Source organism: Rhizorhabdus sp. P4_G5 (genome assembly GCF_056401065.1).
Genome location: NZ_JBFUKB010000002.1, coordinates 329,712 through 343,130 on the forward strand (window position 1 = coordinate 329,712; position 13,419 = coordinate 343,130).

Annotated in this window: 11 protein-coding genes; 3 read left to right on the forward strand and 8 right to left on the reverse strand. The window is 64.4% G+C overall.

Going from position 1 to position 13,419, the window contains the following annotated elements; translation table 11 throughout:
* Positions 1-77 precede the first annotated feature (77 nt).
* The 7 genes from odhB to AC1DQK_RS03910 form a co-directional block, all read right to left on the reverse strand.
* On the reverse strand, positions 78-1,319 hold the full coding sequence (odhB, locus tag AC1DQK_RS03880; protein ID WP_477867586.1) for a 2-oxoglutarate dehydrogenase complex dihydrolipoyllysine-residue succinyltransferase: 1,242 nt from the start codon (positions 1,317-1,319) through the stop codon (positions 78-80).
* Between the two features lies 1 nt (position 1,320).
* Entirely contained in the window at positions 1,321-4,227 is a 2,907-nt protein-coding gene (locus AC1DQK_RS03885) for a 2-oxoglutarate dehydrogenase E1 component (RefSeq protein ID WP_477867587.1), read from the reverse strand.
* A gap of 105 nt (positions 4,228-4,332) precedes the next feature.
* The gene (gene sucD, locus AC1DQK_RS03890) at positions 4,333-5,217 is read right to left on the reverse strand and encodes a succinate--CoA ligase subunit alpha (RefSeq protein ID WP_477867589.1); all 885 of its coding nucleotides are present in this window, start codon (positions 5,215-5,217) and stop codon (positions 4,333-4,335) included.
* 49 nt (positions 5,218-5,266) lie between these two features.
* The gene (mdh, locus tag AC1DQK_RS03895) at positions 5,267-6,229 is read right to left on the reverse strand and encodes a malate dehydrogenase (protein WP_477867591.1); all 963 of its coding nucleotides are present in this window, start codon (positions 6,227-6,229) and stop codon (positions 5,267-5,269) included.
* Between the two features lie 127 nt (positions 6,230-6,356).
* Positions 6,357-7,364 carry an acyltransferase family protein gene (locus AC1DQK_RS03900; protein WP_477867593.1) on the reverse strand — a complete coding sequence of 336 codons (1,008 nt, stop codon included), beginning with the start codon at positions 7,362-7,364 and terminating at the stop codon, positions 6,357-6,359.
* The gene (zapE, locus tag AC1DQK_RS03905) at positions 7,364-8,482 is read right to left on the reverse strand and encodes a cell division protein ZapE (RefSeq protein ID WP_477867595.1); all 1,119 of its coding nucleotides are present in this window, start codon (positions 8,480-8,482) and stop codon (positions 7,364-7,366) included. Before zapE ends, AC1DQK_RS03900 begins: the two co-directional genes overlap by 1 nt.
* Positions 8,483-8,540: 58 nt before the next feature.
* A complete protein-coding gene (locus AC1DQK_RS03910; RefSeq protein ID WP_477867597.1) occupies positions 8,541-9,320 on the reverse strand; it encodes a succinate dehydrogenase iron-sulfur subunit in 780 nt (259 codons plus the stop codon).
* Between the two features lie 141 nt (positions 9,321-9,461).
* On the opposite strand from AC1DQK_RS03910, the gene AC1DQK_RS03915 reads away from it, so the two are divergent.
* Positions 9,462-10,988, forward strand: coding sequence for a lipopolysaccharide biosynthesis protein (locus AC1DQK_RS03915; RefSeq protein ID WP_477867599.1), 1,527 nt, complete (start codon positions 9,462-9,464; stop codon positions 10,986-10,988).
* A gap of 2 nt (positions 10,989-10,990) precedes the next feature.
* On the opposite strand, the gene AC1DQK_RS03920 is transcribed toward AC1DQK_RS03915, so the two are convergent.
* Entirely contained in the window at positions 10,991-11,785 is a 795-nt protein-coding gene (locus AC1DQK_RS03920; protein ID WP_477867601.1) for an NTP transferase domain-containing protein, read from the reverse strand.
* 28 nt (positions 11,786-11,813) lie between these two features.
* Between AC1DQK_RS03920 and AC1DQK_RS03925 the strand changes: the two genes are divergently transcribed.
* A complete protein-coding gene (locus AC1DQK_RS03925; RefSeq protein ID WP_477867603.1) occupies positions 11,814-12,956 on the forward strand; it encodes a CDP-alcohol phosphatidyltransferase family protein in 1,143 nt (380 codons plus the stop codon).
* Positions 12,957-12,967: 11 nt separating this feature from the next.
* Positions 12,968-13,402 (forward strand): HIT domain-containing protein, encoded by a 435-nt coding sequence (locus tag AC1DQK_RS03930; protein ID WP_477867605.1) that lies wholly within the window; start codon positions 12,968-12,970, stop codon positions 13,400-13,402.
* Positions 13,403-13,419 lie beyond the last annotated feature (17 nt).

Sequence of the window (13,419 nt, forward strand, 5' to 3'; positions counted from 1 at the left end):
GCAGCGCCGGGATCCGAGGCGATGGATCGCTCTCTCGCCTCCAGAGATCCCGGCTCGGGCAGGGGCGGCGCAGACTTCTACAGGTCGATCAACAGCCGCGTCGGATCCTCGATCGCGTTCTTGAGCGCGACCAGGAAGGTCACTGCCTCGCGACCGTCGATCAGGCGGTGGTCATAGCTCAGCGCCAGATACATCATCGGCCGCGCGACGATCTGGCCATCACGCACCACCGGACGATCCTCGATGCGATGCAGGCCGAGAACGCCCGACTGGGGCGGGTTGATGATCGGGGTCGACATCAGCGATCCGAACACGCCGCCGTTCGAGATGGTGAAGGTACCGCCCTTCATCTCTTCCAGCTTGAGCGTCCCGGCCTTGGCGCGCGCGCCGAAATCGCCGATCGTCTTCTCGATATCGGCGACCGACAGCGTCTGCGCATCGCGGATCACCGGAACCACCAGCCCGTTTGGCGCCGACACCGCAACCGACACGTCGACATAATCGCGATAGACGATCTCATCGCCCTCGATCGAGCCGTTGACCGCAGGCACGTCGCGCAGCGCCATGCAGGCCGCCTTCACGAAGAAGCCCATGAAGCCCAGGCGTACGCCGTGCTTCTTTTCGAACAGGTCCTTGTATTTGTTACGTGCCTCGATCACCGCCGTCATGTCGACGTCGTTGAAGGTGGTGAGCATCGCCGCTGTGTTCTGCGCCTCCTTGAGGCGGCTGGCGACCGTCTGGCGCAGCCGGGTCATGCGAACCCGCTCTTCCTTGCGGCCATTCGCCGCGGCAGGAGCCGGCGCCGACGGCGCAGCCGCAGGCACGGCGGGCTTGGGGGCGTTCCGGGCGGCGGCGATGACGTCGTCCTTGGTCAGCCGGCCATCCTTGCCGGTGCCCCTGATCTTGCTCGGGTCCACGCCATGCTCGAGCACGGCGCGGCGCACCGATGGGGACAGGGTGACCGGATCGCCCGATTCGGTGTCCACCGGCGCCGCGGCGGGCTCGTGCGGCGCGGCGGCCTCGGCCTTGCCGACGGCGGTGCGATCCTCGACCGCGGGGGTCGCCGCGGTCGCCGCAGTAGCGCCAGCCTCGATCCGCGCGATGACCGCGCCGACATTCACCGTATCGCCTTCGTCGACAACCAGTTCGCCGATCACCCCGGCGACCGGCGACGGCACTTCGACCGCGACCTTGTCGGTTTCGAGACTGGCGATCGGCTCGTCGACCTTGACCGCGTCACCCGGCTTCTTGAGCCACTGGCCGAGGGTTGCCTCGGTGATCGATTCGCCGAGCGTCGGTACCACCACATCGGTAGCCATCTTACTTACCCTTTAATTCGTGGCCGAGCGCCTCGGCGATCAACATCGCCTGCTGCACGGCATGATTACGAGCGAGGCCGGTTGCGGTCGCTGCCGCTGCCTTACGGCCGGCATAGACGGCACGTGTCACCTTGCCGCCGACTTCGGTCAGCACCTTTTCGACATAAGGCTCGGCGAACGACCAGCTTCCCTGATTTTTGGGCTCCTCCTGAGCCCAGACCACCGTCTCGATATTCGGCATCCGACTGAATGCCGCAATCAGGGCGTCGGCCGGGAATGGGTAGAGCTGCTCCACCCGCAAAATCAGCGTGTTGGCGTCGCCAGCGGCATCGCGCGCCTCGGCAAGCTCGTAGAACAGCTTGCCCGACACCAGCACGACACGGCGCACGTCCTTGTCCGCCGGCGCTCCCGGATCGCGCAACACCCGCTGGAACCGGCTCTCACCGGTGAAGTCCTCGATTGTCGACACGGCCGCCTTGTGGCGGAGCAGCGACTTCGGGGTCATTATGATCAGCGGCTTACGGAACTTGCGCACCATCTGCCGGCGCAGGATGTGGAAGTAATTGGCCGGCGTGGTGCAGTTCGCCACCTGCATATTGTCTTCGGCGCACAGCTGCAGATAGCGCTCCAGGCGCGCAGAGCTATGTTCCGGCCCCTGCCCCTCATATCCGTGCGGCAGCAGCATCACGAGCCCGTTCACGCGCAGCCACTTGGCTTCGCCCGACGAGATGAACTGATCGACGATCACCTGCGCGCCGTTGGCGAAATCGCCGAACTGCGCTTCCCACATCACCAGCGTGTTCGGTGCCGCGGAGGCATAGCCATATTCGAAGCCGAGCACGCCGAATTCGGACAGCGGACTGTCGAGCACCTGGAAGCGCCGGTCCATGGCGGAAAGCGGGATATATTTGTGACCATCGGTCTGATCGACCCAAACCGCATGCCGCTGGCTGAACGTGCCGCGTCCTGAGTCCTGACCCGACAGGCGAACGGCATAGTCGTCCTTGAGCAGCGAGCCGAAGGCGAGGGCCTCGCCGGTCGCCCAGTCGAAACCGGCGCCGGTCGCGAACATCTCCTTCTTCGCATCGAGGATGCGCCCGAGCGTCTTGTGGATCTTCAGCCCTTCGGGGACGGTGGTGAGGTGCCGGCCGATGTCCGCCACCATGTCAGCCGTGATCCCGGTTTGAGCGGCGCGACGCTCGGTGATCGCCTCGCGCGGCGATGCAAATCCGGTCCAGTCGCCCTCGAACCAGTCGGCCTTGTTGACCTTGTAGCTTTTTGCCGCCGCGAATTCCCCTTCGAGATATTCGACGAATGCGGCTTCCTTCTTGGCGGTATAATCGGCCTCGATCACGCCTTCCTGGATCAGTCGTGCGTTATAGACCGCGCTGATCGGCGGATGTTGGCGGATCGCATCATACATGAGCGGCTGGGTGAAGCCCGGCTCATCGCCTTCATTGTGGCCGAAGCGGCGATAGCACCACATGTCGATCACGACATCGCGCTTGAAGGTGTGGCGGAACTCCGTGGCCACCTTGCATGCGAAGGTCACGGCCTCGGGATCATCGCCGTTCACATGCAGGATCGGCGCCTGCACCATCTTGGCGATGTCCGACGGATAGGGCGACGAGCGCGCGAACTGCGGCGAGGTCGTGAAGCCGACCTGGTTGTTGATCACGAAGTGGATCGTGCCACCGGTATGATAGCCGCGCAGACCGGAGAAGCCGAAGCACTCCATGATGATGCCCTGGCCGGCGAAGGCGGCGTCGCCGTGCAGCAGGATCGGCAGCACCTGCTCGCGCTCCAGATCGTCGAGCTTGGTCTGCTTGGCGCGCGCCTTGCCCAGTACGACCGGATTGACCGCTTCGAGATGCGACGGGTTCGGCGCAAGGCTGAGGTGGACGACGTTGCCGTCGAACTCCCGGTCGGTCGAGGTGCCGAGATGATATTTTACGTCACCCGAGCCCCCAACATCTTCCGGATTGGATGACCCACCCGCGAACTCGTTGAAGATCGCGCGATAGGGCTTCGCCATGACGTTCGACAGGATGTTGAGGCGACCGCGATGGGCCATGCCGATCACCACCTCGTGAACACCATAGGCACCGGCATATTTGATCACCGCTTCAAGCGCGGGGATCATGGATTCACCGCCGTCGAGGCCAAAGCGCTTGGTGCCGACATATTTGCGGCCGAGGAACTTCTCCCACTGCTCCGCTTCGATCACCTTGTTGAGGATCGCCAGCTTGCCCTCTGGCGTGAAGGATATCTCGGCATCCTTGCCTTCCATCCGCGCCTGGAGGAAGCGTCGTTCCTCGACATCGCCGATGTGCATATATTCGAGGCCGACATTGCCGCAGTAGTTGCGGCGCAGGATGCCCAGGATCTCCCGCGGCGTGGCGCGTTCGACGCCCAAGAAGCCGCCGACATAGACCTCGCGGTCCATGTCGCTTTCCTTGAAGCCGTGCCATTCCGGAGTGAGGTCCGCGGGCTCGTCGCGCTTGGACAGCCCCAGCGGATCGAGGTTGGCGAGAAGATGGCCGCGCACCCGGTAGGTGCGGATCATCATGATCGCCCGGATCGAATCCAGCGCCCGCTGTTCGATCTCCGCCTGGCTCGTCGCAGCAGCGGCAGGCGCGGCTGCCGGCGCGACCGCTGGCTTGGCAGGCTTTGGCGGCGCGGCCATCTGCATCGGATCGAGGGCGGCGGTCAGCCCGTCGGTGGCGGAGGGTGGCCAATCCGCCCGGGCCCAACTGGGGCCCGAGACGACCGATTCAACACCGGCAAAATAATCCTGCCAGCCCTGATCTAGGCTCGACCTATCCGTACGATATTGACGATAAAGCGATTCCACGAAGGAAGCACTGACTCCCTCCGGCCCGTCGAATCCGACGCCTTCGATACCCATCACACCATCCTTGATGCACCCACCCCGGGACTAAGGCCCGAAGCGCAGCAATTGCGGTTGATAAAAACTAGTTCGTGGTGGCCCGCTTGCTGACGGGCTCACCTCTTACCCTTTAAGCACTTCCGCCAATGTGGTGCCGAGCTCCGAAGGGCTCGCCGCCACCTTGATGCCTGCGGCTTCCATTGCCGCAATCTTGTCTTCGGCGCCGCCCTGACCGCCCGAGACGATCGCCCCGGCATGGCCCATGCGACGGCCCGGAGGCGCCGTACGGCCCGCGATGAAGCCGGCCATCGGCTTCGAGCGGCCGCGCTTGGCCTCGTCGCGCAGGAACTGCGCGGCTTCTTCTTCGGCCGAGCCGCCGATCTCGCCGATCATGATGATCGACTTGGTGGCATCGTCCGCGAGGAACAGTTCGAGCACGTCGATGAAGTTCGTGCCGTTGACCGGATCGCCGCCGATACCGACAGCGGTGGTCTGGCCGAGGCCGATCGCGGTGGTCTGGAAGACCGCCTCATAGGTAAGCGTGCCCGACCGCGAGACAACCCCGACGCTACCCTGCTTGAAGATCGAACCCGGCATGATGCCGATCTTGCACTCGTCCGGAGTCAGCACGCCGGGGCAGTTCGGCCCGATCAGCCGCGACTTGGAGCCTTGAAGCGCGCGCTTGACGCGGATCATGTCGATGACGGGAATGCCTTCGGTGATGCAGACGATCAGCGGCACTTCGGCATCGATCGCTTCAAGGATCGAGTCCGCGGCGAAGGGCGGCGGAACATAGACCACGCTGGCATCCGCTCCCGTGGCGGCCACCGCCTCGTGGACAGTGTCAAAGTTCGGCAGGCCGATATGGGTGGTGCCACCCTTGCCCGGCGTAACGCCGCCGACCATCTTCGTGCCATAAGCGAGCGCCTGCTCGGTATGGAAAGTGCCGGTATTGCCGGTCATACCCTGGGTAATGACCTTGGTGTTCCTGTTGACGAGGATACTCATAGGGCTGTCGAACCTTGTTTAACCGGGGAGGCTGAGTGGGTGGGCGGCCTTAGGCCAGCGAGCTGTCGATGCCCTTGCAGGCGACCAGCAATTCCTTGACCGCGTCGACCGAGACCTGGAGGTTGGCCTTGGCTTCGTCGGAAAGCTCGATCTCGACGACCTTCTCGACACCGTTGGCGCCGATGATCACCGGAACGCCGACATAGAGATTGTCCACGCCATATTGGCCGGTCAGATAGACCGCGGCGGGCAGAACCCGCTTCTTGTCCTTGAGATAGCTCTCCGCCATCGCGATGGCCGAAGTGGCGGGCGCATAGAAGGCGGAACCGGTCTTGAGCAAGGCGACGATCTCGCCGCCGCCGCTGCGGGTGCGCTGGACGATCGCGTCGATCCGCTCCTGGGTGGACCAGCCCATCTTGATCAGGTCGGGGATCGGAATGCCCGCGACGGTCGAATATTCGACGACCGGCACCATCGTATCGCCATGGCCGCCCAGCACGAAGGTGGTGATATCCTGGACAGAGACATTGAACTCTTCGGCGAGGAACGCGGCGAAACGCGACGAGTCCAGCACGCCGGCCATGCCGACCACCTTGTTGTGCGGAAGGCCCGAAAACTCACGCAGCGCCCACACCATCGCATCAAGCGGGTTGGTGATGCAGATGACGAAGGCGTCGGGGGCGTTGGCCTTGATGCCCTCGCCGACCGCCTTCATGACCTTCAGATTGATGCCGAGCAGATCATCGCGGCTCATGCCGGGCTTGCGCGCGACGCCGGCCGTGACGATGATGACATCGGCACCGGCGATATCGGCATAGTCATTCGTGCCCTTGAGCTTGGCATCGAAGCCCTCGACGGGCGCGCATTGCGATAGATCGAGCGCCTTGCCCTGCGGAATGCCTTCGACCACGTCGAACAGTACGACGTCGCCCAGTTCCTTGGATGCCGCGAGATGGGCAAGAGTGCCGCCGATGTTGCCGGCGCCAATCAGCGCAATTTTAGTACGAGCCATTCGACTCCTCCGATATAAATCGCCAGGGAGGACGCCCGCTCCAATGCAGCCGCCCCAAGGTGCGGTGCCCGCTTAGCCTCGCCAAACCCATGGGGCAACCTTATGCTGCAGTGCCCACAGAAGTTTTTTAAGGGCGGCGTGAAGCCGCATTGCTGGATGCCTTTTCGTTTCTTGGCTGCGCACCTCGATGACTCCATCGAATGAAGGCGCGTTCGAAGCGAAAGGTGGAAATATGCGCGGCAACGAATGCGAGCGCGATCGCCAGCGGGCGCTTGCAATAGCGAACCACGGCGTCGCCCTCCCCAAGCCAGCCACGCACCGTGAAGGGATGGATCACATAGAGCGCGTAGGAAATCCGGGCGATATAGCCCATGGGGCGGGACTCCAGCACGGGCCGGATCCGATGCTCGGGCTGATACAGCAGCGCTCCCACCATCATGGCTGCGAGGTACGGACGCGCATATGCCAGCACTCCGGCCTCGGCATGACAGGCGGCGAGCGCCAGCGCGCCCAGAGGCCAGAACGGCACCCTCGCAAGCGCCCTCGCGGGGAAAGAACGCGCTGGGCCGAGATGGATCAGCGCAAGGCATCCGCCGGCCAGGATGTCGTCTACGCGATAAAGCGTGACGATCGTCGTCGGCATCCCGGCCCAGATTCGCAGCAGCGTTATCGCCAGCGCGGCGGGTGGAACGAGCCACAGGCCACGCTGCCCGAACGCCGCAACGACGATGGCGATGCCGAGATAGAATTGCATCTCGACGCCCAGGCTCCAGAAATGGCCCGCATGATCGAGATGCTGGGGCGGCAGGTTCGCGTAGAAGAAGAGATTCGCAAGCCAATCGGCCACCGACGCGCCTTCCAGCGAAAAGACGATCAGGATCGCGAGCCAGGCGAGCGGCACGATCCGCGCGAGCCGGCGGACCAGGAAGCGGCCGACATTCTGGTCGCGCCACAATATGCTCACGATCAGAAATCCGGACAGGACGAAGAAGATGCTCATCCCGAAGCGGGCGACCATGTCGTTGCCCTGCCAGCGGTGCGGCCCGAGCGGCAGGAGATGCCCCGCCAACACTGCCAATATGCTTATCGCCCGCCAGCCGTCGAGGAGCTTCAGCCGCTCCACGCCGCCCTGCATCACATCTCGCTGCCGTGTCCGGTGGCGAGATAGTCCAGGCTCTGCATCTCCATCAGGCGCGAAACCGTGCGCTCGAATTCGAACGCGCCGTCGCCTTCGGGATAGAGGTTCGCCGGATCGGCCTCGGCACTCGCCAGCAGCTTCACCTTATGCTCGTAAAATGCGTCGATCAGCACCTTGAAGCGGGATGCCTCATTGCGGTTCTCGGGACCGAGCAGCGGGATGCCGACGATGATGACGGTGTGGTAGTTGCGGGCGATCGCCAGATAATCGGCGGCGCCCCGCGCCTCTGCGCAGAGCCGCTTGAACGAGAATACCGCGACCCCCTTCAGGCTCTTGGGGACATGAAGGGTGCGGCCGCCCGGGACGGCGAGTTCAGCCGTGGGAACATGCGCCTTATCCTCGGGCGGGTAATCGGTCAGCCGGAAGAACGCCTGCGACAGCGCCTCGCTGGCCGCCGGCCCGTTCGGCGTGTACCAGACGGGATGGCCGCCAAGCCGCTCCAGCCTGTAATCGGTAGGGCCGTTGAGCGACAGCACGTCGAGCTTCGCTTCGATGAGGTCGATGAAGGGCAGGAATAGCTCGCGGTTCAGGCCATCCTTGTAGAGATCGCGCGGTGGACGGTTGGACGTGGTGACGATGGTCACGCCCGCGTCCAGTATCAGGCTGGTGAAGAGGCGGCTCAGAATCGCAGCGTCAGCCATGTTGTTCACGACCATCTCGTCAAACGCCAGCACCTTGGCCTGCGCGGCGATCGCCTCGACGACCGGCGGGATCGGATCACCCTTCTCCTTGAGACGCTCGACTCGGAGCCGATCGTGAACCTCCAGCATGAACTCGTGGAAATGCACGCGTCGCTTGGCTTCGATTCGCACGCAATCGTAGAACAGGTCCATCAGCATCGATTTGCCGCGGCCGACCCCACCCCACATATAGAGGCCACGCGGCGGCACCGGCGCCTTGCCGAGCATTCGCCACAGCAGGCTGCCCTTGACCGGCTGCTCGGCAAGCGCGGTGGCCAAGCGGTCGAGACGCTCGACCGTCACGCGCTGGTCGGGATCCGGCCGCAACTCGCCCGAGGCCAGCAGCTCCTCATAGCGGGCGATGACGCTGGTCATCGATCCAGCCCGCGGATGAGCCCGCCGAAACTCGCCATCGTCTTTCCCGGACGAAAGGTCAGAGCTGGCGCTCGACCACCATCTTCTTGATCTCCGCGATCGCCTTGGCCGGGCTCAGGCCCTTTGGACAGACATTCGCGCAGTTCATGATCGTGTGGCAGCGATACAGGCGGAACGGATCCTCGAGTTCATCGAGACGATCGCCGGTCATCTCGTCGCGACTGTCGGCGAGCCAGCGATAGGCCTGCAACAGGATCGCCGGTCCGAGGAATTTGTCGCTGTTCCACCAATAGCTCGGGCAAGAGGTCGAGCAGCAGGCGCACAGGATGCACTCGTACAGGCCATCGAGCTTGTTGCGATCGTCAGGCGACTGGAGACGCTCCTTGCCCGACGGGTCGGGCGTCACCGTCTTCAGCCAGGGCTGGATCGAGGCGTATTGCGCATAGAAATGGGTGAAGTCCGGAACCAGGTCCTTGATCACATCCATATGCGGCAGCGGGGTGATGCGAACCTCGCCCTTGCAGTCCTCGATCGCCGTGGTGCAGGCGAGGCCGTTCCTGCCATCCATGTTCATCGAGCATGAACCGCAGATGCCCTCACGGCACGACCGTCGGAAGGTGAGCGTGGGATCCTGCTCGCTCTTGATCTTGATGAGCGCGTCGAGAACCATGGGTCCGCACTCGGCGAGGTCGACCTCGAACGTATCATAACGCGGGTTTTCGCCGCTGTCGGGATCGTAGCGATAGATCTTGAAGGCTTTCGGATCCTTGGCGCCCGAAGCCTTCAGGGTCCTGCCCTTCTTGATCTTGCTGTTTTTGGGAAGCGCGAACTCGGCCATGACTCGAAACCCCCTGCCTTAGTTCGACCGGCGATAGCGAATAGCTGCGCGGGGCTCAACGCCTAAGCGATGATTTATCCGCATGATTCCCTTCCTCTTCCGATCCCTTGAATGGAAGGGGGGATGATCTAAAGCACGCGGATGGCCTCTGCTCCCACCGAACTCCCCCCCGGCGCACGCCAGGTTGCCAAGGGCGCGGGGACGGCACTGCTCGCGCGGGCCGGCGGCGTCATCGAGATCATCTCCCAGCCGCTCTATGTCTGGCTGTTCGGACTGCCCACCTATGGCCTGTACATGGTGCTCTGGTCGGCGGTGAATCTGGTCGAGAATTTCGCGGATCTCGGCATGACCAGCGCGCTCCAGCGGGTGGTACCGCAGGCCAGCGATGACGCCGAACGCGCGATGGCGCTGCGGCAGGCGATGCTGTTCGGCGTCTTGCCGTGCATCCTGATCGCGCTGGCAACCAGTCTCGGCGCGCACTGGATTGCCGGTGTCGTCAATGTCGCCCCGAAGGACCGCGACCAGCTCGCCACCGGCATCGCCCTGTTCGCCTGGGCGCTGCCCTTCTGGGCTTATGTCGAGATCGCCACCTCGGCGCTGCGCGCGCGCAAGGCGTTCGGCCCCGAAATTCGCCTGCGGGTGATGTGGGAGCAGATCATGCGCATGGCGGCGGCGGTCGTGCTCGCCGCGCTTGGCGCCGGCACGCTCGGCCTGCTGATCGCGCACATCTGCTCCTTGGCGATGACCTGCATTTTTTCGACCCGGCTGCTGGCGCGCTTCTACCGTCTCGATCTCGTTCTCAAGACCGCGCCCGTCCCCGGCATGACCCGCAAGACGCTCTACGCGGGCCTGTCCGTCCTCCCCTCCAATATCGTCAACCGATTGTTTTCCGACGCCCCGCCGCTGATCCTCAACCTGCTGATCCCCGGCGCCGCCGGCGCCAGCGCCGCGGGCCTGTTTGCTATCGCGCGCAAGATCGCGAGCGGCGTACAGCTGATCCGCCAGGCCTTCTCCTATGTGATGGCGCCGCTGGCGTCCGAGGCAGTGCGCCACGACATGCGCCACGTCGCCGAGATATACGGCTTCGCGACGCGGCTGACCATCGTCGTCGCCACGCCCGTGGTCTGCACGATCGCCGGCGGCGGCCGCGCGTTGCTGGCGCTGTTCGGGGGGGCCGCGCAAACCGCCTACCTGGCGCTGGCGCTGCTCACCTTCACCCGGCTGATCGAGGCTGTGGCTGGCCAGGCCGCAGCGATCCAGTCGGTCATCAGCCGCTACCACCATCCGCTGGTCGGCAGTGCGCTGGGTCTCATTGTGTCGCTGTCGCTGGGAGCGATGCTGTTGCCGCAGGGCGGGATGGATGGGATGGCGATAGCGGTTTCGGCCGGCATCGCGGTGTCGGTGCTGACGCCGATGGTCCAGCTATGGTCGCATGATCGGCTGCACCCGTTCGCACCGCCTTTCGCTCGTGCCGCTTGTGTCGCAGCCGCCGTCGGAACGACGATTTTCCTGCTGTCCGAGTTGCTCATGCCCTTCCACCACCTGATCCGCATCGGCCTGGGCGCGGTGATGCTGCTTGGCGGGATCTGGCTGTCGGGCCGCTTCGGGCTCTCGCTGGCGGACAAGGGCGCGCTCGGCAAGACAGCACGGAAGCTCCACCTGCTCTGACCTCAGGCGGCGTTGCGCTTCCGCAGGATCGCCTCGGCCATGGCATGATCGGAAGGTTTGTCGACGTCGATGCATGCCTCTGCAAAGGGCAGCACGACGGCGCGTGCGGCAAGGCCGAGCCGCCGCCCTGCCCGCGCGATCGCCTGTTGCAGCGTCAGTAGCCGAGCCGCGATCATCAGCGCCAGGCCCAGACCGAACGCGCCGAGCACCGCCCGCGCCTTCTTGCGCTGCTGCTCGATCCGGCGCCAAGCGGCCAGCCCGTCGAGCGCGGCGGGACTGCCCAGCCAGAACAGATTGGCGCCCGAATAGGCACCCCCGCGAAAGGGCAGCCAGGTGCGCCGATTGCCGGGATAAGCGGCCTCCAGCGTGTTCCGCTCGACCAGCGCCACCGCAAGGTCGGCACCCTGCGATCGCGCGACGAACTGGCCGATCATCGCGTCGTCCAGTAGGACATTATCCGCGGTGGTCAGCAGGAAGGGATAGCCGCCCGGCATCGCCCGCAATGTCGCGCTGATCGCCTCGACGATCGAATCCCCGCAGTCGCGCGCCATCACACGCGGCTCGTCGTCCAGCCACCGGGTCTGCGGATGTTCGAGCAGTGCGGCACTGTTCTGCGCGAGGATCACGATCCGCTTCACGTCGTTCCGCGCGGCGAGCGTCGCTCCCACCCACCCGAGCATCGGTTGGCCGGCGACGTCGACCAGCGCCTTGATGGATTGTCCGAAATGCTCGGCGAGCGGATCCCTGCCCGGCCGCTGGCCGGCAAGCACGATCGCGGTGAAAAGGGTGTCGCTCATCGACCCGCCCTTGCCAGTCCGTCGCCCGATGGGCAAGGAAGCGACCCAAAATCACAACCCCAAGGACGACATGACCGCCGCTTCTCTCGCTGTTCGATCGATCGGCACCAATCCGACCCCGATCTGGGGAATGACCAGCACTGAACGGCTTCGCCGGATCGCCGCCGCGCAGAAGCTGCGTTTCGGGGCGACCAACGGACCGGCGCTTCTCGTCGCGGCCAGCCATGTATTCGAACCCGCCTGGCTGAAGTTCATGGAACAGCGCCCGGGCCAGGTGCTGACGCTCGGCGGCGAGAAGGTGATCGCCCATGTCCCCGATGACCAACATCATGTCGCCGACGGCAGCCACAGCGAATTTCCACAGGAATTGACGGAAGTGCGCGCCGAGGATCATCGGCTGTTCTACAACGAGGCGCTGCGGAAGCGCGAGGAGCCGGTGATCGAACGGCTCGATCCGGCAAGCGTCCGAGCGATCGAGCGCAAGACCTATCTCGGCGCCTATAAGGGCGTGACCGACCTGCTCACCAAATATCTCTGGCCCGAATGGGCATTGGTGCTGACCCGCATCGCCGCGCGGATCGGCATGACGCCGAACCAGGTGACGACGATCGGCGCGATCATGTGCGTTCTCGCTACGGCCGCATTCTGGTACGGGCATTATTGGGCGGGGATGGCAGCGGGACTCGTCTTCATGGTGCTCGACACTGTGGACGGCAAGCTGGCGCGCTGCACGATCACCTCGAGCGCCTGGGGCAACATCTTCGATCATGGCCTGGATCTGGTGCACCCGCCCTTCTGGTGGGCGGCCTGGGCGGTTGGCCTCGGCAGCTGGAACCTAGCGATCTCGGAGGAAACCTTCGGTCTCGTGATGGTTGCGATCGTCGGGGGCTATGTGGTGCAGCGGATCATCGAAGGCCTCTTCATCGGCCGCTTCGGCATGCACATCCACGTGTGGGAAAAGGTCGACAGCGATTTCCGCCTGATCACCGCGAGGCGCAACCCGAACATGGTGATCCTGTTCGTCGCGACCCTGCTCCAGCGGCCCGACATCGGCTTGATCGCCGTCGCCTGGTGGACTGTGCTCTCCTGCGCTTTCCACGCTGTGCGGCTGTTGCAGGCGATGGCGCGACAGGCGCATGGCGCGGCGATAACATCCTGGCTGGCGGTGTAGGAAGGATCGACATGGCTAACACGACGATCGAGAAATTCGGCTATCCCGCGACACTGATCCGTGACTATGGCCACTGGGTCGTGCTGCTTCGCCCGGCTCAGCCCACGCTGGGTTCGCTGGTGCTCGCCGCCAAGTACGACGCTGTCGCCTTCGGCGCGCTGCCGCCCGAGGCCCATGCCGAACTGGCGACGATCACCGCCGAGATCGAGGCAGCACTCGCCGCCGCGGTGTCCTATCAGCGGATCAACTATCTGATGCTGATGATGGTCGACCCGCATGTGCATTTCCACGTCATACCGCGCTACGAAGGCGAACGTGAATGGGGCGAGCTGTCAGTCACCGACGCGGGGTGGTCGGGCCCCCCCGCGCTCGGACAGGCGGTCGCATTGACGAGCGCGCAGATCGAAGCCGTGGCACAATGGCTGAAGGGGGTATGGCCTTCCTGACGATCGCCCGGAAACTC

Excerpts from the sequence above, each read along its gene's own strand:
- AC1DQK_RS03915 (WP_477867599.1), top strand. The coding sequence starts at position 9,462 with ATGGCCTCTGCTCCCACCGAACTCCCCCCCGGCGCACGCCAGGTTGCC.
- AC1DQK_RS03900 (WP_477867593.1), bottom strand. The coding sequence starts at position 7,364 with ATGCAGGGCGGCGTGGAGCGGCTGAAGCTCCTCGACGGCTGGCGGGCG.
- odhB (WP_477867586.1), bottom strand. The coding sequence starts at position 1,319 with ATGGCTACCGATGTGGTGGTACCGACGCTCGGCGAATCGATCACCGAG.
- AC1DQK_RS03930 (WP_477867605.1), top strand. The coding sequence starts at position 12,968 with ATGGCTAACACGACGATCGAGAAATTCGGCTATCCCGCGACACTGATC.
- mdh (WP_477867591.1), bottom strand. The coding sequence starts at position 6,229 with ATGGCTCGTACTAAAATTGCGCTGATTGGCGCCGGCAACATCGGCGGC.
- AC1DQK_RS03925 (WP_477867603.1), top strand. The coding sequence starts at position 11,814 with ATGGGCAAGGAAGCGACCCAAAATCACAACCCCAAGGACGACATGACC.
- zapE (WP_477867595.1), bottom strand. The coding sequence starts at position 8,482 with ATGACCAGCGTCATCGCCCGCTATGAGGAGCTGCTGGCCTCGGGCGAG.
- AC1DQK_RS03910 (WP_477867597.1), bottom strand. The coding sequence starts at position 9,320 with ATGGCCGAGTTCGCGCTTCCCAAAAACAGCAAGATCAAGAAGGGCAGG.
- AC1DQK_RS03885 (WP_477867587.1), bottom strand. The coding sequence starts at position 4,227 with ATGGGTATCGAAGGCGTCGGATTCGACGGGCCGGAGGGAGTCAGTGCT.
- sucD (WP_477867589.1), bottom strand. The coding sequence starts at position 5,217 with ATGAGTATCCTCGTCAACAGGAACACCAAGGTCATTACCCAGGGTATG.
- AC1DQK_RS03920 (WP_477867601.1), bottom strand. The coding sequence starts at position 11,785 with ATGAGCGACACCCTTTTCACCGCGATCGTGCTTGCCGGCCAGCGGCCG.